Source organism: Streptomyces sp. HUAS ZL42, from assembly GCF_040782645.1.
Classification (GTDB): Bacteria; Actinomycetota; Actinomycetes; order Streptomycetales; family Streptomycetaceae; genus Streptomyces.
In genome coordinates this window covers 9,320,606-9,341,506 of sequence record NZ_CP160403.1, presented here as the reverse complement: position 1 = coordinate 9,341,506, position 20,901 = coordinate 9,320,606, and the positions used below count along the sequence as shown (strand labels likewise).

The window sequence follows — 20,901 nt, the reverse complement described above, 5'->3', positions numbered from 1 at the left end:
AAGGACCACCATGGCAACGGCGCCGACTTCCCTCCGCACCACCGCGGGCAACCTCTGCCTGGGCTCCGCCCCCGACTCCTGGGGCGTCTGGTTCCCCGAGGACGAGCAGCAGGTGTCCTACACCCGCTTCCTCGACGAACTGGCCGAAGCCGGCTACCAGTGGCTCGAGCTCGGCCCCTACGGCTACCTCCCCACCGACCCCCAGGGCCTGAAGGAAGAGCTCGACGCCCGCGGCCTGCAGGTCTCCGGCGGCACCGCCTTCGGCGCCCTGCACCGGCCCGACGCCTGGGACGACATGCTCGCCCACGTCCGGCAGGTCGCCGCACTGACCGCCGCCGCGGGCGCGCACCACCTCGTCCTCATCCCACCCATGTACCGCGACGAGAAGACCGGCGCCTTCACCGAGCCCCCCGAACTGACCACCCAGCAGTGGGCCGGCTTCGGCAAGGCCGCCGACCGCCTCGGCAAGCTGCTCCTCGACGAGTACGACGTACGCCTCGTCATCCACCCCCACGCCGACAGCCACATCCAGACCCAGCCCGAGATCGAGCGGCTGCTCAACGAGTCCGACCCCCGCTACACCAACCTCTGTCTGGACACCGGACACGTCGCCTACGGCGGCGGCGACAACCTCGACCTGATCCGCCGCTTCGGCGAACGCGTCGGCTACGTCCACATCAAGCAGATGGACCCCCACGTCCTCGCCCAGGTCGCCGCCGAGGACCTCTCCTTCGGAGAGGCCGTCAAGCGCGGCGTGTGCGTCTCACCCCCGGCAGGCGTACCCAACCCCGCCGATGTCGTCACCGAACTGTCCAAGCTCGACGCCGAGTTGTTCGTCATCGTCGAGCAGGACCTCTACCCCTGCGCCCCCGAAGTGCCCCTGCCCATCGCCGTCCGCACCCGCGAACACCTCGCCGGCTGCGGCCTCACCGGAGCCCGACGCCCGACCCTCAACCCCTAGCCGGCGCGGCCCGAGACCAAGGGCCACCCCCCTCCAGATCCCCCAGATCCCCGAAGCGGAACTCCGAGCCCGCTTCTCCCGAATTCCGCCGAAGGAAAACGACCATGACCGTACGTGTAGGTGTCATCGGCGCCGGAATGATCGGCCAGGACCACATACGACGACTCACCGCCGTCGTCACCGGAGCCACCGTCACCGCCGTGACCGACATCGACCAGGCCCGCGCCGCCGAGGTCGCCGCCCGCACCGGCGCCACTGCCTACCCCACCGCACCCGAACTGATCAACTCCCCCGATGTCGACGCCGTCCTCGTCACCTCCTGGGGCCCCACCCACGCCGAACACGTCCTGAACTCCATCACCGCCGCCAAGCCCGTCTTCTGCGAAAAGCCCCTCGCCACCACCGCAGAGGACTGCCTGCGCATCATCGAAGCCGAAACCGCCCACGGCCGGCGCCTCGTCCAGGTCGGCTTCATGCGGCGCTTCGACCCCGGCTACCGCCAGATGAAGCAGGCCCTCACCGCCGGCACCATCGGCACCCCCCTCATCGTGCACTGCGCCCACCGCAACCCCACCGTCCCCGACAGCTACACCTCCGCCATGGCCGCCCAGGACACCGCCGTCCACGAAATCGACGTCCTGCGCTGGCTCCTCGACGACGACATCATCTCCGCCCAGGTGATCACCCCCCGCGCCACCAGCAAGCGCTTCGACCACCTCAAGGACCCGCAGCTGATGTACTTCGAAACCGCCGGCGGCGTCCGCATCGACCTCGAAGTCTTCGTCAACTGCCAGTACGGCTACGACATCCAGTGCGAAACCGTCGGCGAGAACGGCCTCATCCGCCTCCCCGACCCCGCCGCCGTCGCCATCCGTACCACCGCACAGCACACCACCGCCGTCGTCCAGGACTGGAAGGCCCGCTTCGCCGACGCCTTCGACACCGAGTTCCGCGAATGGATCGCATCCGTCGCCGCCGGCACCGAACCCAGCGGCCCCTCCGCATGGGACGGCTACGCCGCCACCGTCATCACCGACGCCGCCGTCCGCTCCCTGGAAACCGACGGCACCGTCATCACCGTCGACATGAAGCCCCGCCCCGCCCTCTATGGAAGCGCCGCCGAACGGCAGTCATCGTGAGGGGTCTCGGCGTCGCCGTGGTGGGGTTCGGCTGGATGGGGCGGGTGCACACCCAGGCGTACGCGCGGGTGCTGCACCACTTCCCGCAGCTGACCGTGCGCCCGCGGCTGGTCACCGTCGCCGAGGAGGTGCCCGGCCGGGCCGACGAGGCCGCCGCACAGTTCGGCTTCGCCACCACCACCCGCGACTGGCGCGAGGTGGCCGCCGACCCGCGCGTGCAGGCCGTCAGCATCACCGCCCCCAACTTCCTGCACCGGCAGATCGGCGTGGCGATGGCCGAGGCCGGCAAACACATCTGGATCGAGAAGCCGGTGGGCTTGAGTGCCCAGGACGCCCGCCAGGTGGCCGACGCCGTCGCCAAGGCCGGCGTGCAGGGCGCGGTGGGCTTCAACTACCGCAACGCGCCGGCCGTCGAGGCCGCCCGCGACCTGATCGCCGCCGGTGAGATCGGCACGGTCACGCATGTGCGCATCCGGCTGTTCAGCGACTACGCCGCCCACCCCGAGGGCGCGCTGACCTGGCGCTACGAGCGCGAGCGGGGCGGCAGCGGGGTGCTGGGCGACCTGGCCTCGCACGGCGCGGACCTGGCCCGCTTCCTGCTCGGCGACATCGCCTCCCTGACCGCCGACACCGCCGTCTTCATCCCCGAACGGGCCCGCCCCACCGGCGCCACCTCCGGCCACACCCGCGCCACCGGCGGCGAGCTCGGCGCGGTCGAGAACGAGGACTACGTCAGCTGCCTGCTGCGCTTCGCCTCCGGCGCCCGCGGCGTCCTGGAAGCCTCCCGCGTCTCCGTCGGCGAACAGAACAACTACGGCTTCGAGGTCCACGGCACCCAAGGCGCCGTCTTCTGGGACTTCCGCCGCATGAACGAACTGGGGGTCTGCCGCGGCACGACATACCAGGACCAGCCCGCCAGCACCCTCAACGTCGGCCCCGGCTCCGGCGAGTACGGCGCCTTCCAGCCCGGCTCGGGCATCGGCATGGGCTACGACGACCTCAAGGTGATCGAGGCCTACCGGTTCCTGCGGTCGGTCGCCGAGGGCACACCGTACGGAGCGACCCTCGACGACGCCGTGCACAGCGCCACCGCGCTCGACGCCATGGTCCGGTCCGCAGAGCAGGGAGCACGGGTGAGCGTGGCATGAGCACAGTCCGCATTGGAGTGATCGGCGCGGGCAACATGGGCGCCGACCACGCGAACACCCTGCACCGCCATGTCTCCGGCGCCGTGGTCACCATGGTCGCGGACATCGACGAGGAACGGGCCGCCGCCGTCGCCGGTGCCCTCACCGACGCCCGCGCCACCGGCGATCCGTACGCCGTGATCTCCGATCCGGAGGTCGATGCCGTCGTCATCGCCTCGCACGACAGCACCCACGCCGATCTGTCCGTCGCGGCCGTACGGGCCGAAAAGCCCATGCTGTGCGAGAAGCCCCTCGCTCCCACGCTCGACGAATGCGTCCGTGTCGTACGGGCGGAGCGGCAGGCCGGCGCAGGGCTGATCTCGCTGGGTTTCATGCGCCGTTTCGACCCCGCGTACGTGGAACTGAAAGAGGCCCTGGCCGCCGGTGTCTGCGGGGCACCGCTGCTGCTGCGTTGTGTCAGCCGAGGGGTCTCCTCCGCTCCAGGAGCCACCGACGAGCTCAGCATCACCGGGTCGGCCATCCATGAGTTCGACATCGTGCCCTGGTTGCTCGACTCCCCCATCACCGAGGTCAGCTGGCACGCGCCCCGCTCCACGACGGTGGTGACCGGGCTGCAGGACCCGCAACTGATACTGCTGCGCACCGCCGACGGCGCGCTGACCACCGTGGAGGTGTTCCTCAACGCGGGCTACGGCTACGACATCCGCTGCGAGGTGGCCGGCGAGCGTGGCGCGCTGGCCCTCACCAACCCCGCCCGCCTGGTCACCGACTCGGCGCGTGCCCGTTCCCTCGCCCACCCGGCCGACTGGCGTCCCCGGTTCGCCGACGCCTACCGTCTCGAACTCCAGGCGTGGATCGACGCCGTCGCCATGGGGAGTCCGTCGCCGCTGGCCACGGCGCACGACGGCCTGGTGGCGGGCGCGGTGGCCGACGCCGTCATCGCGTCGATGAAGAGCGAGGGCCGGACCGTCGCCGTCCAGGTCCCGGAGGTGTGAGCATGCCCGGCTTTCCCAGGGTCCTGCCCGCCCCGCGCACCCCGGACCCCATGGACGCGCCCGTACTGCGCTGGGGCGTCCTGGGCACGGGCTGGATCGCAGAACGTTTCGTGCGCTCCGTGCAGCGCCACACACGCCAGCGCTTCACCGCCGTCGCGTCCCGCGACGCCGCCCGCGCCGAGGACTTCGCCCGCCGGCACGGCATCCCTCAGTCGTACGGCTCCTACGAGGAGCTGACCGCGGCCGCGGACGTGGACGTGGTCTACGTCGCCACCGGGCACACCGACCACCTCACCTGTGCGCGGATCGCCCTCGAGGCCGGCAAGCACGCCCTGGTGGAGAAGCCACTCGCCCTGAACGCCGCCCAGGCCATCGAGATCGCCCAACTCGCCACAGAACGGGGCCTGTTCTGCTCCGAAGCCCTCTGGACCTTCTTTCTCCCCAAGTTCGACGTCGTCCGGCAGGTCCTCGACTCCGGCGTCCTCGGCGACATCCGCACCGTCCTCGCCGAATACGGCGAACACTTCACCGCCGGCCACCGCATCCTCCGCCCGGACCTGGCCGGAGGCCCCCTTCTCGACCTCGGTACCTACCCCCTGTCCCTCGCCACCTGGGTCCTCGGTGCCCCGGCCGAAGTGGTGGCCTCCGCGCAGCCGCACCCGGCGGGTGTCAACGGCCAGGCCTCCGCTCTCCTCCGCGACATCGACGGCAATCAAGGCATCGTCCACACCACCCTCTTCAGCGACACACCCACCACGGCCACCATCGTCGGCACGCACGCCACGTTGAGCCTGCCCGGCCCCTTCTACCAGCCCGGCGACATCGTCCTGACCCTGGCGGGAAGCGGCACGCAATCGACGTACACAGAGCCGCTCACCGCACACGATGCCCTGCATTTCGAGGCCGCGGAGGTGGCCCGGTGCATCGCCGCCGGCCGGTTGCAGTCTCCGCTCCGTCCACTGGACGACTCGGTCACCACGCTGCGAGTGATGGACGAGATCCGCCGGCAGTGCGGCATCGTGTTCCCAGGAGAGACGCAGCAGCAACTCTGCACCGCCTGACCACTGTTCAACGCTCAGCGTCGCGGAGTGCGTGGTCTTCGGCGAGCAGGAGGTAGGCGGCGGCCGTCCAGGTGTAGGCGCGGTCACGCAGGCCCGTGCCGGTGAGGGCGTCGAAGTTCTCGGCGAAGCCGTGGGTTTCGCACAGGAGCCGGAAGCGCGCGCTGATCTCGTCGGCGAGGCGGTGGTGGCCGCTGCGGCGCAGGCCGTCCTCGACGAGGACGGTGGCGGGCGCCCAGATCGGGCCGCGCCAGTAGCCGTCGGGGCGGTAGTGCGGTGAGGTGGGCAGTTCGGTGGCCAGGCCGTACGGGGTGAGGTGTGCCTCGATCCGGTCGGCCAGGGTCTTTGCCACGTGCTCGGGCAGGTGCTCGCCCAGCGCGATGGGCATCAGGTCGAGCAGGCTGGAACTGCCCCAGGTGTCGCCGCTGTCGGCGCCCCGCGCCACGAACCGCTCCCCCGTCCACAGCTCTTCGAGCATGGCGGTCCGTGTCGTCTCCGCGGTGCTCGTCCAACTGCGGGCGTCGTCGTGATGACCGAGTTCCGTTGCGAGGGCGGCCAGTTCGTGCAGTTGGAGGACGAGGAACGCGGCCAGGTCGGCGGTGACGACCACGCGTTCGGGGTCGAAGGTGGTGGCGTTGTCCCAGCCGCTGTCGTTGCCGTGCTGGTAGTGGGGCAGGAGGGCGTCCGGTGCGCGGCGGGCGGTGAGCCAGAAGTCCGTCCAGCGTCTCAACCGGTCGTAGGTTTCGATGAGTTCGCTGCGGTCGGGGGGGTCGGGCAGGCGTCTGCGCAGGTGGGAGAGGGTCCAGCCGTGGATGGGGGGTTTGACGAAGTTGTGCAGGACCTCCGAGTGGGTGAGCGAGTCGGGCAGCGCCCCGCTTTCGTCCTGGTGGTCGAAGGGCAGGGAGAACTGGTCCCATGCCAGCGCGGGCGCTCCCGGCGCCAGGGCGAGGGCGTTGAAGCAGTGGTCCCAGCTCCAGACCTTGTCCATCCAGTGCTTGGACATCAGCACCGCGGGCCGGGTGACGAGGCCGGCCGGGTCGACGGTCGCCGACCACAGGACGTATGCGGCGAGTTCGGCGGCCGGGGTACGGGAGGACCGCCAGGGCGCCACCGTGTCGGTGAAGTCGGCGAAGGCGCGATCCGCCGCGGTGACGACCTCGTCGAACGTCATCCGGGCGCGGTGGGGACGGCGTGCGCTGTCGAGTTCCTCGATGGCGGCCTCCCAGGTTCCGCCGTTGTCCGCGGTGATCGTGAGACCCCTGTCCGCGCTGCCCAGGGCCTGGCTGCCGGAGGCGTCGCGTATGACGCCGGACAGGACGGTGAACCGGTAGCGGCGCCCGGTCTCGTACGAGGTGAACACGTAGGCGCCGTCCGCCGGGTCGCGGAAGAGGTATGTCCCGGTGAAGGGCGTCAGGGTCTGTGCCGCCGCGGTCACGCGCAGGGCGGATCCCTGGCCGCGCAGGCGTACGGTGTCCGGTGCCTCGTAGGCGAGGTCGGTGCGGCCGGTGTCGTGGTTCCAGGTGAGGAGGCTCGGTACGGCGGTGATGCGGGTCTCGGCCCGCTCGCCGGTGGTGGGGTCGAGGGGGACCAGGCGCAGGACGGCGTGCATGCCGTTCTGGTGGGAGACCAGGTGGAGGTCGTCGGCGTACGTGTTCTCCGCCAGCACCGGTGATATGTCGAACCAGGATCCGTGCATGCTGAACGGGATGTCGTGGAGGGAGAAGGCCGGGCCGGGCGGGGCGGCGGTCATGGAGGATTACTCGATTCTTCGGCAGTGGTCTGCGGCGGCGGGGGCGATCGGTGGGGCTGCTCAGTCCTTGACGGCTCCGGCCGTCACGCCGGCGGCGACGTAGCGCTGGGCGAGGACGAGGATCACCGCGGCGGGTAGCGAGGCCACGACGGCGGTGGCCATGATGGCGTTCCACTCCTGGTTGTTGTTGCCGATGTAGTGGTAGATGCCGAGGGTGATCGGCTCGTGTGCGCCACCGTTCGCGAGGGTGCTGGCGAAGACGAAGTCGGACCAGGACCACAGGAACGCGAACAGGGAGACGGTGACGACGGCGTTGCGGCTCATGGGCAGCACGATCGACCGGAACGTGCGCAGGGGCCCGGCTCCGTCCACCTGCGCGGCCTGGAGCAGTTCGCCCGGTATCCCGGACATGAACGCGGTGAAGATGAGCACCGCGAACGGGACGGCCAGTGTGGAGTCGGCGACGATCAGGCCGGGCACCGACTGGAGCAGTCCGAGGCTGAGGTAGATGGCGTAGAAGCCCATCGCCATGATGATGCCGGGGATCATCTGGGCGACCAGGAAGAGGAAGCTGACCACCCCGCCGCCGCGCGGGCGGAGTTTGGCCAGTGCGTAGCCGGCGGGTGCAGCCAGCGCCACGGTCAGGACAACCGTGCCCAGGCCTATGACCAGGCTGGTGCCGAGATAGGGCAGCTGCTGGTCGAGGACGGCGCGGTAGCCCTCCAGGGTGCCGTGGAGCGGCAGCAGGTCGGGGGGGCTCTTGCGCATGTCCTGGTCGCGGGTGAAGGACACGTTGAGCATCCAGTACACCGGGAAGAGCATGACGGCGGTGAGCGCGAGGCCCGTGGCCGTCTTCCACCAGGTGTTGCGTGCCCGGTGTGCGCGGCGGGATGTGATCGCGGTGGTCATGAGGCGTACTGCTTTCGCTGGACCCTCAGGTACACCAGGCCGAAGACCAGGGCGGCGGCGACGAGCAGGTTCCCGACGGCCGCGCCGGGGCCGAAGGAGGGCAACAGGCTGCCGAAACCGAGCCGGTAGGACCAGGTGGCGAAGGTGGTGGACGAGTCCGCCGGGCCGCCCTTGGTCATGATCCAGATGATGTCGAAGACCTTGAGCGTGTAGACGAGGCCCAGCAGCAGGGTGATGGCGGACACCGGTCGCAGCAGCGGGAAGGTGATGCTCCAAAAGCGCCGCCAGGCTCCCGCCCCGTCGAGGGCGGCCGCTTCGTACAGGCTGCCGGGGATCGACTGCAGACCGCTGTAGAGCACGACGAGGTTGAACGGGACGCCGATCCAGATGTTGGCGATGATCACCGAGGTCAGCGACCACGATGGCGAGGTCAGCCAGTTGACCGAGCCGATGCCGACGGTGCTCAAGAGGGCGTTGACGATGCCCGAGTCGCTGTTCAGCATCCACGACCAGGTGGAGGCCGACACGATCAGCGGCAGCAGCCAGGGCACCAGGAACAGGGCGCGCAGGGTCGCGGAGAGCCGGAAGTGCTGGTTGAAGAAGACCGCGAGGGCCAGGCCGATGGCGTATTGGAAGACCAGGCAGACGGCGGTGAACACCACGGTGTGCACCAGTGCCGGGCCGAAGGTCGGGTCCGTGAAGACGGTTTCGTAGTTCTTCAGGCCGGTGAACGGTGCGTCGCCCCGTACGAAGGAGCGGACGGTGTAGTTGCGCAGGCTCAGGTCGAGGTTGCGGTAGAGGGGATAGGCGTAGAAGAGGACGAGGTAGAGGGTGACCGGGGCGAGGAAGGCCCAGGCGGCCCACTGCGGAGAGGCCGGGCGGCGGCGTGTCGCGGTGCGGGCCGGGGGTGGGGCGGCGGTGGCCGCCCCTTTCCGGTCGAGCGCGGGCCGCCGGTCCGGCGGATGTGTCGTGCGGTTCATCAACAGCCCCTGGCTTCGGCTACTTGACGGCGTCCTGGGCCTCGGTGAGCGCGTCCTTGGGGGACTTGGCTCCGCTGAGGGCGGACTGGACCGCCTTCCACATCTGCTCGGAGATCTTGGGGTACTTGGTGCCGAGGTCGTCGCTGGTGCGGCCCTTGGCCGCCCTGACCGCCTCGACCCACGGCTTGAGCTTGGCGTCGGCCGCCACCTGCTTGTCCTGGACCTCGGCGGTGGGGGCCACGTAGGACAGGGTGGTGTCGGTGGCGTAGAGGTTCTCGGTGCTGGTCAGACAGGTCACCAGCTTCTGTGCGGTGGCGTAGCGGCCGGTGTCGCCCTGGATGGGGACGGTGACGAACTCGCCGCCGGTGGGGGCCGCGGCGTTGCCTCCGCTCGAGGCGGGGATGGGCAGGACACCGTAGTCGAAGCCTGCCTTCTCGGCGCCTGCGAGCTGCCAGGTGCCGTTCTCGGCGAAGGCGTAGTCACCGCTCGCGAACTCCTGCCAGCTGGTGGTCTGGGTGTTGTTGATGACCGAGTTGGGGGCGTAGCCCTTCTTCAGCCAGTCGGTCCACAGGGACAGCGCCGACACGCCCTGCGTGGTGTCGAGTTCGGTGAGCTTCGCGCCCGAGCCCCACAACCAGGGCAGGAACTGGAAGCTGCCCTCCTCGGTGCCGATCGCGGAGAACGTGATGCCCTTCTTGCCGGCCTTCTTCACCTTCTCCAGCGCAGCCGTCAGCGACGGCCAGTCCTTGACCGAGGCGACATCAACACCGGCGGCCTTGAGGACCTCCTTGTTGTAGTACAGGGCGAGGGTGTTGGCCCCGATCGGGGTGCCGTAGGTCTTCCCGCCGGACTGGCCGGCCGCGAGCAGGTTGGGGTCGACCTTCGAGGTGTCCAGCTTGTTGTCGTCGCTGGTCGTGAGGATGCCGGCCTCCGCCAGGGTCGACACCACCGGGTTGTCGACGATGAGCACGTCGGCCGAGTTGTCCTGCTGGGCCGCGAGGAGTGCCTTGTTCGTCAGATCGCTGGTGTCGAAGGCGGTCCGCTTGATCTTCACGCCCGCCTTGGTGCCGCAGCCGTCGAGCAGCTTCGCCCAGGCGGAGTCCTCGGCGAACTGCGGGTACGGGTCCCAGATGGTGAAGGTGCCGCTGTCGCCGCTCTTGGCGGACGAGTTGTCGCCGGACGAGCATGCGGTGGTGCCGGTGGCGAGGGCGGCGACGGTCAGGGCCGCGGCGGTGAGGCGTCGTCCGGTGGTTCTGTTCATAGGGCGTTCCTTTGCGTTTCGGCACGTCTTCGGCAAGGGCATGCCGAAGAAGCGGTCGGCAAGGGTCCGGCCGGGCAGGGCCTGTGAAGCGCGGCCAACACCTGCAAGGGCCGTGTAAATGAAGGGAGTTGAGGTATCAGTCGGTGGAGCCGGAACCGGGGGCCGTCATCACGTGTGGGCGGGCCCGGTGCTGGCGCGCAAGGAGATGGGCGGCGCCAGGAGGTGGTGGCGAGGCGAGGCCTCGGGGTGGTCGAGCCGCTCCACGAGCAGTTCGACGGCGAGTCGTCCCATCTGCTCTGCCGGCACGTCCGCCGCGGTGAGCTGCGGGGTCACCGTCTCCGCCCAGCGGCCGGCCACGACTCCGGTGATGGAGAAGTCGCGTGGTACATGGCGGCCCGCCACAGCCAGGCCCCGGTAGAGACCGCCGAGCGCGGCCTCGTTCAGGGTGACCAGGGCCGTGGTGGCCGGGTCGTCGTGCAGGATCCGCTCCAGGCAGGCCTGTCCGGCGGGAGCGTCGTCACCGCAGGAATACGTGCGTACGGTGAGCCCACGTTCCGCCGCGGCCTTGGTGAAGCCGTCGAGACCTCGGTGCGCCGACTCGTAGCCCGCCCGCAGCAGGTGCTCGGGCCGGTTGACGAAGGCGATCCTGCGATGCCCCAGGTCGGCGAGGTGGTGCACACATGCCTCCACCAGGGCGGTGTGATCCAGTCCGATCCACCAGTCGCCCTCGGGATGTGCGGTGCGACCGATGCACACGGCGGGGAAATTCTCCGCGACGAGGTGGTCGACCCGGTCGTCCTGAAGCCTGATCTCCATCAGGATCGCGCCGTCGACCCGCCGCTCGGCCAGCAGCCGCTGGAACGAGCGGTCGCTGTCCACGCCGCTCGGGGAGAGCAGCACGTCGTAGTCGTAGGTCGCCGCGGCTTCCACCACGCTGCCGATGAAGTCGAGCTGCATGCCGGTGTAGTGGGTGCCGGCCGGCGGGAAGACCAGTCCGATGGTGCTGGTCCGGCCGTTGGCCAGGGCACGCGCGCTGGCGTTGGGCCGGTAGCCCAGTTCGTCGATCACCCGCTGGATCTTGCGGCGGGTCTCCTCCGACACCGAGCGCTTGCCGCTCAGTGCGTACGAGACGGTGCTCCGCGAGACACCGGCCCGCTTGGCGATCTCACCGATGTTCACGGCACTCCTTCGTCGAACCGGTTCGAAAGCGAGCCGACCTGTCGAACCGGTTCGCGTGAAGTGAAGTTAGGAGCGCGCCGGAGGCCCTGTCAATGCCTCGCGCACACTTCCGGCAAACCGCGGTTCTATCCGCCCCGTAGGTCTTGCTGACCCTTTTCCGGCGGTGCTAGCTTCCGGCGAACCGGTTCGACACAGCCGCACAGGACCTCGAAGGCCCCGACAACGCGCCGCGGCATGCAAGGCCTGCCCAGCTCCACACCTGTCGAATCGGTTCGAATCACGGGACGGATCACCCCACGGAGACCTCAGTGCGACGCAATCGCAGCAGAACAAGAGCCGGCGCCAGTGCCACCGCCGCAACCGCCCTCGCCGCCCTGCTCGCCGTGCCGGCCGCCGGCACGGCCCGCGCGGCTGCACCGGAGCAGCTCACCATCGACCTCGCCACCAACACGGGCACCTTCCACGGCGGCGCCTCCGGCTCCCTGTACGGGGTCTACGGCGACGGCGTGCCCAGCCGCAACGTCCTCGAAGGCATGCACCTCCGCACCGTGTCGACGAAGGCGCAGGACGGGCCGCAGCACCCGGGCGCGGACGCCCTGGAGATGCTGCCGCCGTTCGTGGACTCCGGCGGCAAGGACGTCTACATCTACATGACCGACATCTACCGCGGCTTCCCCTACCAGTGGCCGGGCGCCGACGGTCCCACGCGCCTCGCCGACTTCAAGGCGAAGATCAAGAAGCAGGTCCAGCAGGTCCTGGCCACGGGCGACTACAAGAACCACGTCGTCTACGTCCCCTTCAACGAACCCGAAGGGAACATGTTCGGCACCGGCGAGTGGAGTTACAACAAGGTCTCCTGGCTGAACGACCCCCAGTACTTCTTCGCGGCCTGGAAGGAGGTCTACCACCTCATCAAGGGCCTGGACCCGGACGCGCGCATCGCCGGCCCCAACACCAGCGTCCTGTTCAACCAGGTCAAGGGCTTCCTGCAGTATGCCAAGGCCAACGACGTGGTCCCTGACGTGATGACCTGGCACGAGTTGTCCAGCCCCGCCGCGGTCCGCACGAACGTGGCGAAGTACCGGCAGATGGAAAAGGACGTCGGGGTCGGCCCGCTGCCCATCAACGTCAACGAGTACGGCCACAACTACCACCTCTCCGTCCCCGGCCAGGTCGTCCAGTGGGTCTCCGCCATCGAGGAGTCCAAGATCGACGCCGACCTGGCGTACTGGAACATCGACGGCAACCTCAACGACTCGGCCGTCGAGGCCAACAAGGGCAACGGCCAGTGGTGGCTGTTCAACGCCTACGGCCAGATGTCCGGCCACACCGTCCAGGTGACCGCCCCGCATCCCAACCAGCAGTACACCCTCCAGGGCGTCGCCACCCTCGACGAGGGCAAGAGGCAGTCCAAGGCGCTCTTCGGCGGCAAGAGCGGCGACGCTGACGTCGTCTTCAAGAACATCGACCCCGAGCTGTTCGGATCCACCGTGCACGCCACCGTGCAGGAGATCCCGTGGACCGGGCAGGTCGGCGACTCGGCCCAGCCCCTGCACCTCGCGGACCAGGAGCTCGCGGTCGGCGAGGACGGCACCGTCACCCTTCCCATGACGGGCATGAACGAGATGTCGGCGTACCAGGTCATCCTCTCCCCCGGCGGGAACGGCGGTGTACCGGCCGAACCCTCGGTGAGCTGGCGCAAGACGTACGAGGCGGAGAACGCCACCTACACCGGCAGCGGCTACTCCAAGAACGGCCCCGAGGGATCGCCCTCCCAGGTCGGGAAGTTCGCGACATCGGGCGCCTACAACGTCGGCGGCCTGCGCACCGGATCCGACGGCGTCCTCGCCTTCGACGTGGAGGTCCCGCAGGACGGTGTGTACGACCTGAGCGTGTTCGCCAACTCCTACAACCTGTACGGCCTGGTGAAGGAACAGGGCCCCACCAACGTCTTCCTGCGCGTGGACGGCGCGGATCCGCAGGAGCTGCGGCTGCCGCTCGGTTACAAGTGGGTGGTCTGGGGCCACACCGACACCACGGTGAAGCTGACAGCGGGCAAGCACCGGCTCACGCTCGCGGCGAAGGACGCCGACCTGGGCGTCACCCAGGGCGACGCCATCATCGACAAGATCGACCTGTCGCTGCGCGACGAGCGCGTGACTGCGCCGGCGGTCTACGAAGCCGAGTACGCGACGCTCTCCGAGGCGCAGCCCAGCTACGCCCACCCCGGGGCCTCGGGCCCCGGCGTGGTACCGCTGAGCAAGGGTGACTCCGCGACCTTCTGGGTCCACTCCCCCACGGACGGTGAATCGGCCGTGTACGTCGACCACTTGGGCGGTGGCCGGGCGACACTCTCCCTCAACGGCGAGAAGCTCGACGTGCCCAGGGTCGGCGGGGCGAAGAAGGGCACCGACCAGGTCCGGGTGTTCCTCTCCGGCGGCATCAACAAGATCACCGTCACCGGTGCCTCACGCGAACTGGTCCTGGACCGGCTGCGGGTCACCCCGGCCGGCGGCTCCCTGGCGACGAAGGTGTACCAGGCGGAGGACGGCGCGGTGACGGGCGCCGCCAAGGTGACCGACGCCTACACGTTCGCCTCCGGCGGCAAGGCGGTCACCGACATCGGCGCCGGCAAGGCAAACGCGCTGACCTTCGATGTCGTCGCCGAGCGCTCCGGGCGGCACGCCGTGACCATCCGCTATTCCAACGCGGAGCAGGCGCCGGCCACTCACTACAACCCCGACCCGATCGCCCGGCACGCCGACCTCTCGGTCAACGGCGGACCGGCCCAGCGTGTGCTCTTCCCGACCACCTTCCACTTCAACAACTTCTGGGAGCTGACCGTCCCCGTGACGCTGAAGAAGGGCACGAACCGGCTCACCTTCACGGCGGAGGAGCTGCCCGACTTCAACGGCGACACCTACAACCAGTACGACCAGCGGTCCCCGTACGCACCGGTCATCGACCGCATCGCCGTCACCCCCCTCGCGGTGAAGCAGCCCTGAAACCCCCAACCCCCTCACAAACCCCGGGGAGCCGCACATGCACCCCCGTTCACCGCGTCTGCTGTCCAGGATCAGGGCCGGTACACCGACTTCCGTGCCGACATCCCGGCCATCGACGTACCGGCCCTGATCCTGGACGGCACGGGCGACCGGATCCTGCCCGTCGAGGGAACCGCGCGGCCGTTCCACAATGCCCTCCCGTCCGCCGAGTACGTGGAGATCGAGGGCGCTCCGCACGGCCTGCTGTGGACGCACTTGGAGGAGGTCAACACCGCACTCCTGGCGTTCCTGGGAAGTAAAGGGGCACGACGGCCCTCGTCGCTGCCGCGGTCGCGGGGCCGGGGCGTCGGAAACGGCCGGCTCCGCGCCGTTGGCGCCGAGCCGGCCTTCTCCGGCTGTTGCTACCGCTTGGGGAGCTGGTCAGTCCGTGCCGAACTCCATCGCGGCGCGGTCCAGCAGCTCCTCGTCCTCCGAGACCCCGCCGCGGGAGGCGATGGCCTCGGCGCCGCCCTCCGGCAGCTCCGGCATGGTGCCGATCAGGCCGGTCGCGGCCGCCTGGGAGGCGCCGATGGTGGGGCTGCCGGTGCCGATCAGACCGAGGCCGACGTACTGCTCCAGCTTGGCGCGGGAGTCGGCGATGTCGAGGTTGCGCATGGTGAGCTGGCCGATTCGGTCCACCGGGCCGAACGCGGAGTCCTCGGTGCGCTCCATGGACAGCTTGTCCGGGTGGTAGCTGAACGCCGGGCCCGTCGTGTCGAGGATCGAGTAGTCCTCACCGCGCCGCAGCCGCAGGGTGACCTCACCGGTGACCGCCGAGCCGACCCAGCGCTGCAGCGACTCCCGGATCATCAGCGACTGCGGGTCCAGCCAGCGGCCCTCGTACATCAGCCGGCCCAGGCGCCGTCCCTCGTTGTGGTACTGGGCGAGGGTGTCCTCGTTGTGGATCGCGTTGACCAGGCGCTCGTACGCCACGTGCAGCAGGGCCATGCCGGGCGCCTCGTAGATGCCGCGGCTCTTGGCCTCGATGATCCGGTTCTCGATCTGGTCGGACATGCCCAGGCCGTGGCGGCCGCCGATGGCGTTCGCCTCCATGACCAGGTCGACGGCGGAGGCGAACTCCTTGCCGTTGATCGTGACCGGGCGACCCTGGTCGAAGCCGATCGTCACGTCCTCGGTGGCGATCTCGACCTCGGGGTCCCAGAACCGCACGCCCATGATCGGCTCGACCGTCTCCAGGCCCGTGTCCAGGTGCTCCAGGGTCTTGGCCTCGTGGGTGGCGCCCCAGATGTTGGCGTCGGTGGAGTACGCCTTCTCCGTGCTGTCGCGGTAGGGCAGGCCGTGGGCGAGCAGCCACTCCGACATTTCCTTGCGGCCGCCGAGCTCCGTCACGAAGTGCGCGTCCAGCCAGGGCTTGTAGATCCGCAGGTGCGGGTTGGCGAGCAGGCCGTAGCGGTAGAACCGCTCGATGTCGTTGCCCTTGAAGGTCGAGCCGTCGCCCCAGATCTGGACGTCGTCCTCGAGCATCGCCCGGACCAGGAGAGTGCCCGTGACGGCGCGGCCGAGTGGCGTGGTGTTGAAGTAGGCACGCCCGCCCGAGCGGATGTGGAACGCCCCGCAGGTGAGCGCCGCCAGGCCCTCCTCGACCAGCGCCGCGCGGCAGTCGACCAGGCGCGCGATCTCGGCACCGTAGTTCTTTGCGCGGCCGGGCACCGAGGCGATGTCGGGCTCGTCGTACTGGCCGATGTCGGCGGTGTAGGTGCACGGGACGGCGCCCTTGTCGCGCATCCACGCGACCGCGACCGAGGTGTCGAGGCCGCCCGAGAAGGCGATGCCGACGCGCTCGCCGACGGGAAGGGAGGTGAGGACCTTAGACATAGGAAGAGTATGCACTAACGCGCATGGTCATGCAAAACCTCGCCGGCAATACCCTCGGCGGCCCTACGCCGGCGCCTTCGCATCCGTCAAGTCCCGAGCCCTCGGAACATGACCCGACCAGGCGATCCGGGCCTACTTGAAGTGCGGCACACAAAGAGTGCCTTTCACTTCAGGAGGAAACGTGAACCGCATCAGCCGAAAGTCCGAGGACGCCCGCCCCAAGCGCCGACTGAGCCTGGCAACCGCGGCGGCCTCGGCCGTGGTGGTCGCCGGCGGCGTCATCCTGCCGGCCACCGCCGCCACCGCCGCCCCGATGCCCGGGCAGTCCGCGGCGACCACGACCCCGCAGCATCAGCAGAAGAAGACCAAGAACTACTGCTGGAGCAAACACCACAACAAGCACAAGAAGAACAAGAAGCACAAGAAGTACTACTGCTGGGGCAAGCACTACAAGTGGTATTGGGACGACCACTACGACTGCTACTACATCGTGAAGCACCACCACAAGTGGTACTTCTGGGACAGCTACAACGACTACCACTACTGGGAGAACCACCACGACAAGCCCTGGGACCACAAGGACAAGGACCACTGGAAGAACGAGCACGAAGCCAAGAAGGAGAAGAAGGAGGAAGACAAGAAGCAGGACGAGAAGAAGCCCGAGGACCAGAAGCCGAAGGAGAAGCCGGACGACAAGAAGCCGGAGGAGAAGCCGGCTCCGGCCGACCCCGCCCCTGCCGACCCGGCACCCGCTGACCCGGCCCCGGCACCCGCCGAGCCCGCTCCGGCAGACCCGGCTCCCGCCGACCCGGCCCCGGCCGACCCCGCCCCCGCCGAACCGGCTCCGGCCCCGGCCGAGCCGGCTCCCGCCGACCCCGCCCCAGCCGCGTAGGCCGCCGGCGGCGAGACCGCCCACGACGCCCCTCTCGCGACGGGGTGAAGGCCCACCCGGGCCTTCACCCCGTCGCCTTCCTGTGCAGCAAACCTGCGGAGGTTTCCTGTGACACGCCTGTGACAGTCGACGGACACGGTCATGACGTCACCCAGGCAGCCTTTTTCGAAAGCGGACAAACCGAAGCATTCGGGCATTTTGTTCTCTGCTTCCGAGGGTGTGAGCAGGGGCGACCGAGCCGACCCGCCGGAGAACATCCCATGCGCCACGTCACACCCATCGTGTCGACCCAGGAACCCCCCGCACCCGCACTCGCCCCTCGCGAGCTGGAAACCCTGCGCCACATCGCCTCCGGACGCACCTACCTCCAGGCGGCCCGCCAGATGGGACTCTCCCAGCACACCGTCGACACCTACCTCCGCCGCATCCGCACCAAACTCAACATCAACACCACAGCCGAACTCACCCGAGTCGCCATCGCCCTCGGACTCTGACACCAGGCAGCGGACCCTTTCCAGCTGTGTCAACTTCCTCCCCTTCCATGGCAGTTACTGTCCGGAAGGCGGTCTGGTCAGGTCGCTGTTCAGTCATCATGGGTCAGTCCCAGAGACCCGCTCCTGGTGCGGGAGTGGCGTGCGTACGGTCCGGTCACCGAGGCGGGACGGAACGGTACCGGCCCGCCGCAACCGACGGAATCGCATCGGGAGGCATTGTGGCGAGTGTGGAAGTGTCGCTGAAGGAGATCATGACGGGGGCCGAGGGGGCGCTGGGCGCTGCGGTCGTCGACTACACCAGCGGTATGGCGCTGGGCACACTGGGCGGGGGCAAGGATCTGGATCTGACCATCGCAGCCGCCGGGAACACGGATGTCATCCGGGCCAAGGTGCGCACCATGGAGCAGTTGGGTCTCACGAGCCGGATCGAGGACATTCTGATCACACTCGAAAGCCAGTACCACCTCATCCGCCTGGTCGCCGGCCGAAACGGCAACGGCTTGTTCCTCTACCTCGTCCTCGACAAGTCCCGCTCGAATCTGGCGATGGCCCGCCACCAGCTCAAGCGTGTGGAGGAGCAGCTCGAGATCTAGGTTCGGCCGGCAGTCCTGGGTGTGGTGCGCCCTTGATGTGAAGACTTCTTCAAGTCACCACATCAGCAAGATCCCAATCCGTGGTTGTACACGGCCTTGGGCGACAAGGATCGGCTTGAAGGGTCCATCCTGCGGCGGTACCGATCCCCGGTGCCGCCGCACCACGGCAACCACACCCACCCCATCCGGCAGGGAGCGAGCATCCAGTGCAGGTCCCCCTCTATCAGGCGAAGGCAGACTTCTTCCGCATGCTCGGGCACCCCGTGCGCATCCGCGTGCTGGAACTGCTCCAGCACGGGCCGGTTCCCGTGCGGGACCTGCTCGCCGACATCGAGATCGAACCGTCCAGCCTGTCGCAGCAGTTGGCCGTCCTCCGGCGATCCGGCATAGTCGTGTCCATCCGGGAGGGTTCCACCGTCCGCTACGCGCTGGCCGGAGGCGACGTCGCCGAACTCCTGCGCGCCGCCCGCCGCATCCTCACCGAGTTGCTCGCCGGGCAGAACCAACTCCTCGCGGAGCTGCAGCAGGCGGACGCCGCTCCCCCACCGCTACCCACCAGCGGTCGCCACTGAAAGCCCTTGCACACGACAGGCGGCGGGTTGACCCACGTCAGATTGGAGGAGAGCAAAGGTCCTTGCCGAACAATTGGCTCGACCTGCCCGTACTATCTGTAAGCCAAGCCCTTTGCAGCTTTGCCCATGGGCCGTGAACTCAAGGAAAGGTCAACATCATGTCCGAGACCACGAGCGGCCCCACCGAACTCACCTCGCAGTACGCCGCCCAGGTGACCAGCGACCTGGAACGCAACCTCAAGGAGCAGCAACGCATCAGCGGCGAACTCGCCGCCCTCCAGCAGCAGTTGGCCACCCTGCAGCACGACCACACCGTGCTGGTGAGCATGCAGCAGGCGCTCGGCGTGCCCGCCGCCCCCGCCGAGCCCACGGCCGCGCCGGAGTCCGAGAAGACCACCGTTCCCGCTCCCCGCAAGAAGGCCGCCACCGGCACGAGCACCAAGAAGCGGGCCAAGAAGGCCCCGGCCACCCGAAGCCGCACACCCGGCCGCAAGCCGGCCGCCGAGAAGGCCTCGGAGCCGGCCACGGCCTCGAAGTCGGCCTCGCCCACCCTGGGTGAACTGATCCGCCACCACCTCGCCGAACAGAACGAACCGCGCTCCACCACAGAGGTCACCGCCGCCCTCAACCAGGCCCACCCCGAGCGCGGCGCCAAGCCCACCGTCGTGCGCACCACACTCGAATCGCTTGTCGCCAAGGGCAAGGTCCAGCGCACCAAGCAGGGCAGCTCCGTGTACTACACCATCCCCGACGCGCCCGAGGCGACGACCGAGGCCAAGGCGCAGGGCGACTCGGCCGAGTAATGCCGCTCTGGGCTTCGCCCGGATGTCGCCGTCGGCACCGGCCAAGCCCAGCAGGCTGAGATTCCAGTCATGACCTTCGCTTGATACATTCCCCGACCTCTTGACGGCCGCCCTCTGTCCGCATCGACACGACTACGCAGACATGACTGCGCAGTCAGTCGCATGACGTCTGACATCATCGGTCTGGATCGATCGGTTGCCGGGAGACACCATGACGCGAGGGACAGGCCGGGGCGGAAGCGTCTCCGCGCCGCGCAGCGTGGACGTCGCCCGGCTGGCCGGGGTCTCCCAGAAGACCGTGTCGAGGGTCTTCAACGACGAGCCGTACGTCTCCGCCGACGTGCGCCGACGTGTGCTGGACGCCGCCGAACAACTCGGCTACCGGCGCAACAACGCCGCCCGGGCACTGGCCTCCGGACGGACCCGCTCCATCGGCGTGGTCACGCTGGGAACCGCCCTGTACGGACCCGCCTCCCTGCTCATGGGGGTCGAGCGGGCAGTCCGGGACACCGGTTACGCACTCCGCGTGGTCAACACGATGGAAGGCGACCCGGCGGGCGTCGCCGGTGCCGTGACCTCGCTCCTCGACCAGGGCGTGGACGGCATCGTCATATCCGAACCGATTGACGAGGCGGACGAGACGCAAGGCGCTTCCCTCCGCGTCGACGTCCCGGTCCTCGTCCTCGGTGCGCCACCGCCGGTCACCGCACCCACTGTGCTGATCGCGGGCAACGGCGCCGACCTGATGGCCGGCATGGCCACCGGTCATCTGCTGGGCCTGGGAAATCTGACAGTCCATCATCTCGCCGGTCCACAGCGGTGGTACGCCGCCCGGGACCGGCTGGAGGGATGGCGAGAGACGCTGACCGCGCACGGCAGGGAAGTACCGCCGGTCGTCGAGGGCGACTGGTCGGCGGCGTCCGGCTACCGGGCGGGGCGCGAGCCGGCCGAGAACGGTGACGTCACCGCGGTCTTCGCCGCCAACGACGACATGGCGATCGGTCTGATCCGCGCGCTGACGGAGGCCGGACGGCGAGTGCCGCAGGACGTCAGCGTCGTCGGATTCGACGACATTCCGGTCGCCGCCTACGTGACTCCTCCTCTCACCACGGTGCGGCAGCCGTTCGACGCCGTGGCACAGGAGGGCCTCAAGCGCCTGGTGCACGCCATCGAAAACCCGGACACGGCTCCCTTCCCAGGTGAGACCGTGACTCGATTGTGGCTCTGACCTGCAGCGGAGCGGATGGTGAGGGCTCTGTCTCGCAAGATCATTACGCCCCTATTACG

The 20,901-nt window shown here is 69.0% G+C and carries 18 protein-coding genes and 1 pseudogene; 13 read left to right on the top strand and 6 right to left on the bottom strand.

Annotated features, from left to right (window positions below; translation table 11 throughout):
• Positions 1-10: 10 nt before the first annotated feature.
• The 5 genes from ABZO29_RS42710 (at position 11) to ABZO29_RS42690 (ending at position 5,304) form a co-directional block, all read left to right on the top strand.
• Entirely contained in the window at positions 11-961 is a 951-nt protein-coding gene (locus ABZO29_RS42710; RefSeq protein ID WP_367325579.1) for a TIM barrel protein, read from the top strand.
• 104 nt (positions 962-1,065) lie between these two features.
• Positions 1,066-2,100, top strand: coding sequence for a Gfo/Idh/MocA family protein (locus ABZO29_RS42705; RefSeq protein ID WP_367325578.1), 1,035 nt, complete (start codon positions 1,066-1,068; stop codon positions 2,098-2,100).
• Complete coding sequence (locus tag ABZO29_RS42700) at positions 2,094-3,248, top strand: Gfo/Idh/MocA family protein (RefSeq protein WP_367326397.1); 1,155 nt, start codon at positions 2,094-2,096, stop codon at positions 3,246-3,248. Before ABZO29_RS42705 ends, ABZO29_RS42700 begins: the two co-directional genes overlap by 7 nt.
• Positions 3,245-4,243: a Gfo/Idh/MocA family oxidoreductase gene (locus ABZO29_RS42695; RefSeq protein WP_367325577.1), complete on the top strand. Its 999-nt coding sequence runs from the start codon at positions 3,245-3,247 to the stop codon at positions 4,241-4,243. The genes ABZO29_RS42700 and ABZO29_RS42695 overlap by 4 nt, the downstream gene beginning before the upstream one ends.
• 2 nt (positions 4,244-4,245) lie before the next feature.
• The gene (locus ABZO29_RS42690) at positions 4,246-5,304 is read left to right on the top strand and encodes a Gfo/Idh/MocA family protein (protein WP_367325576.1); all 1,059 of its coding nucleotides are present in this window, start codon (positions 4,246-4,248) and stop codon (positions 5,302-5,304) included.
• Between the two features lie 7 nt (positions 5,305-5,311).
• Here the strand turns inward: ABZO29_RS42690 and ABZO29_RS42685 are convergent, their stop codons facing one another.
• The 5 genes from ABZO29_RS42685 to ABZO29_RS42665 all read right to left on the bottom strand — a co-directional run bounded on the left by ABZO29_RS42685 (position 5,312) and on the right by ABZO29_RS42665 (position 11,380).
• Complete coding sequence (locus tag ABZO29_RS42685) at positions 5,312-7,051, bottom strand: amylo-alpha-1,6-glucosidase (RefSeq protein ID WP_367325575.1); 1,740 nt, start codon at positions 7,049-7,051, stop codon at positions 5,312-5,314.
• Between the two features lie 60 nt (positions 7,052-7,111).
• A complete protein-coding gene (locus tag ABZO29_RS42680) occupies positions 7,112-7,960 on the bottom strand; it encodes a carbohydrate ABC transporter permease (RefSeq protein ID WP_367325574.1) in 849 nt (282 codons plus the stop codon).
• Complete coding sequence (locus ABZO29_RS42675) at positions 7,957-8,940, bottom strand: carbohydrate ABC transporter permease (RefSeq protein ID WP_367325573.1); 984 nt, start codon at positions 8,938-8,940, stop codon at positions 7,957-7,959. Before ABZO29_RS42675 ends, ABZO29_RS42680 begins: the two co-directional genes overlap by 4 nt.
• A gap of 19 nt (positions 8,941-8,959) precedes the next feature.
• A complete protein-coding gene (locus ABZO29_RS42670; RefSeq protein ID WP_367325572.1) occupies positions 8,960-10,201 on the bottom strand; it encodes an extracellular solute-binding protein in 1,242 nt (413 codons plus the stop codon).
• Positions 10,202-10,369: 168 nt separating this feature from the next.
• The gene (locus tag ABZO29_RS42665) at positions 10,370-11,380 is read right to left on the bottom strand and encodes a LacI family DNA-binding transcriptional regulator (protein WP_367325571.1); all 1,011 of its coding nucleotides are present in this window, start codon (positions 11,378-11,380) and stop codon (positions 10,370-10,372) included.
• Between the two features lie 308 nt (positions 11,381-11,688).
• Here ABZO29_RS42665 and ABZO29_RS42660 point away from each other — a divergent pair, with 308 nt between their 5' ends.
• Together ABZO29_RS42660 and ABZO29_RS42655 are read left to right on the top strand one after the other, a co-directional pair.
• Positions 11,689-14,385, top strand: a complete 2,697-nt coding sequence (locus ABZO29_RS42660) for a cellulosome protein (RefSeq protein WP_367325570.1) — start codon at positions 11,689-11,691, stop codon at positions 14,383-14,385.
• A gap of 81 nt (positions 14,386-14,466) precedes the next feature.
• Positions 14,467-14,676: pseudogene (locus ABZO29_RS42655) on the top strand (alpha/beta fold hydrolase); the annotation flags it as partial.
• 129 nt (positions 14,677-14,805) lie between these two features.
• Here the strand turns inward: ABZO29_RS42655 and argG are convergent.
• Positions 14,806-16,260, bottom strand: a complete 1,455-nt coding sequence (argG, locus tag ABZO29_RS42650) for an argininosuccinate synthase (protein WP_367325569.1) — start codon at positions 16,258-16,260, stop codon at positions 14,806-14,808.
• A gap of 181 nt (positions 16,261-16,441) precedes the next feature.
• On the opposite strand from argG, the gene ABZO29_RS42645 reads away from it, so the two are divergent.
• The 6 genes from ABZO29_RS42645 (at position 16,442) to ABZO29_RS42620 (ending at position 20,842) form a co-directional block, all read left to right on the top strand.
• Entirely contained in the window at positions 16,442-17,152 is a 711-nt protein-coding gene (locus tag ABZO29_RS42645) for a hypothetical protein (RefSeq protein WP_367325568.1), read from the top strand.
• A gap of 260 nt (positions 17,153-17,412) precedes the next feature.
• Positions 17,413-17,646: a response regulator transcription factor gene (locus ABZO29_RS42640; protein WP_367325567.1), complete on the top strand. Its 234-nt coding sequence runs from the start codon at positions 17,413-17,415 to the stop codon at positions 17,644-17,646.
• Between the two features lie 218 nt (positions 17,647-17,864).
• Positions 17,865-18,239 carry a hypothetical protein gene (locus ABZO29_RS42635; RefSeq protein WP_367325566.1) on the top strand — a complete coding sequence of 125 codons (375 nt, stop codon included), beginning with the start codon at positions 17,865-17,867 and terminating at the stop codon, positions 18,237-18,239.
• 206 nt (positions 18,240-18,445) lie between these two features.
• Positions 18,446-18,811 carry an ArsR/SmtB family transcription factor gene (locus tag ABZO29_RS42630; RefSeq protein WP_367325565.1) on the top strand — a complete coding sequence of 122 codons (366 nt, stop codon included), beginning with the start codon at positions 18,446-18,448 and terminating at the stop codon, positions 18,809-18,811.
• Positions 18,812-18,969: 158 nt separating this feature from the next.
• Positions 18,970-19,614: a BlaI/MecI/CopY family transcriptional regulator gene (locus tag ABZO29_RS42625; RefSeq protein ID WP_367325564.1), complete on the top strand. Its 645-nt coding sequence runs from the start codon at positions 18,970-18,972 to the stop codon at positions 19,612-19,614.
• 211 nt (positions 19,615-19,825) lie between these two features.
• Positions 19,826-20,842 (top strand): LacI family DNA-binding transcriptional regulator, encoded by a 1,017-nt coding sequence (locus ABZO29_RS42620; RefSeq protein WP_367325563.1) that lies wholly within the window; start codon positions 19,826-19,828, stop codon positions 20,840-20,842.
• Positions 20,843-20,901 lie beyond the last annotated feature (59 nt).

Coding starts and splice junctions, on each gene's coding strand:
- ABZO29_RS42690 (WP_367325576.1), top strand. CDS start 4,246: ATGCCCGGCTTTCCCAGGGTCCTGCCCGCCCCGCGCACCCCGGACCCC.
- ABZO29_RS42625 (WP_367325564.1), top strand. CDS start 18,970: ATGTCCGAGACCACGAGCGGCCCCACCGAACTCACCTCGCAGTACGCC.
- ABZO29_RS42695 (WP_367325577.1), top strand. CDS start 3,245: ATGAGCACAGTCCGCATTGGAGTGATCGGCGCGGGCAACATGGGCGCC.
- ABZO29_RS42685 (WP_367325575.1), bottom strand. CDS start 7,051: ATGACCGCCGCCCCGCCCGGCCCGGCCTTCTCCCTCCACGACATCCCG.
- argG (WP_367325569.1), bottom strand. CDS start 16,260: ATGTCTAAGGTCCTCACCTCCCTTCCCGTCGGCGAGCGCGTCGGCATC.
- ABZO29_RS42670 (WP_367325572.1), bottom strand. CDS start 10,201: ATGAACAGAACCACCGGACGACGCCTCACCGCCGCGGCCCTGACCGTC.
- ABZO29_RS42620 (WP_367325563.1), top strand. CDS start 19,826: ATGACGCGAGGGACAGGCCGGGGCGGAAGCGTCTCCGCGCCGCGCAGC.
- ABZO29_RS42705 (WP_367325578.1), top strand. CDS start 1,066: ATGACCGTACGTGTAGGTGTCATCGGCGCCGGAATGATCGGCCAGGAC.
- ABZO29_RS42680 (WP_367325574.1), bottom strand. CDS start 7,960: ATGACCACCGCGATCACATCCCGCCGCGCACACCGGGCACGCAACACC.
- ABZO29_RS42675 (WP_367325573.1), bottom strand. CDS start 8,940: ATGAACCGCACGACACATCCGCCGGACCGGCGGCCCGCGCTCGACCGG.
- ABZO29_RS42710 (WP_367325579.1), top strand. CDS start 11: ATGGCAACGGCGCCGACTTCCCTCCGCACCACCGCGGGCAACCTCTGC.
- ABZO29_RS42640 (WP_367325567.1), top strand. CDS start 17,413: ATGCGCCACGTCACACCCATCGTGTCGACCCAGGAACCCCCCGCACCC.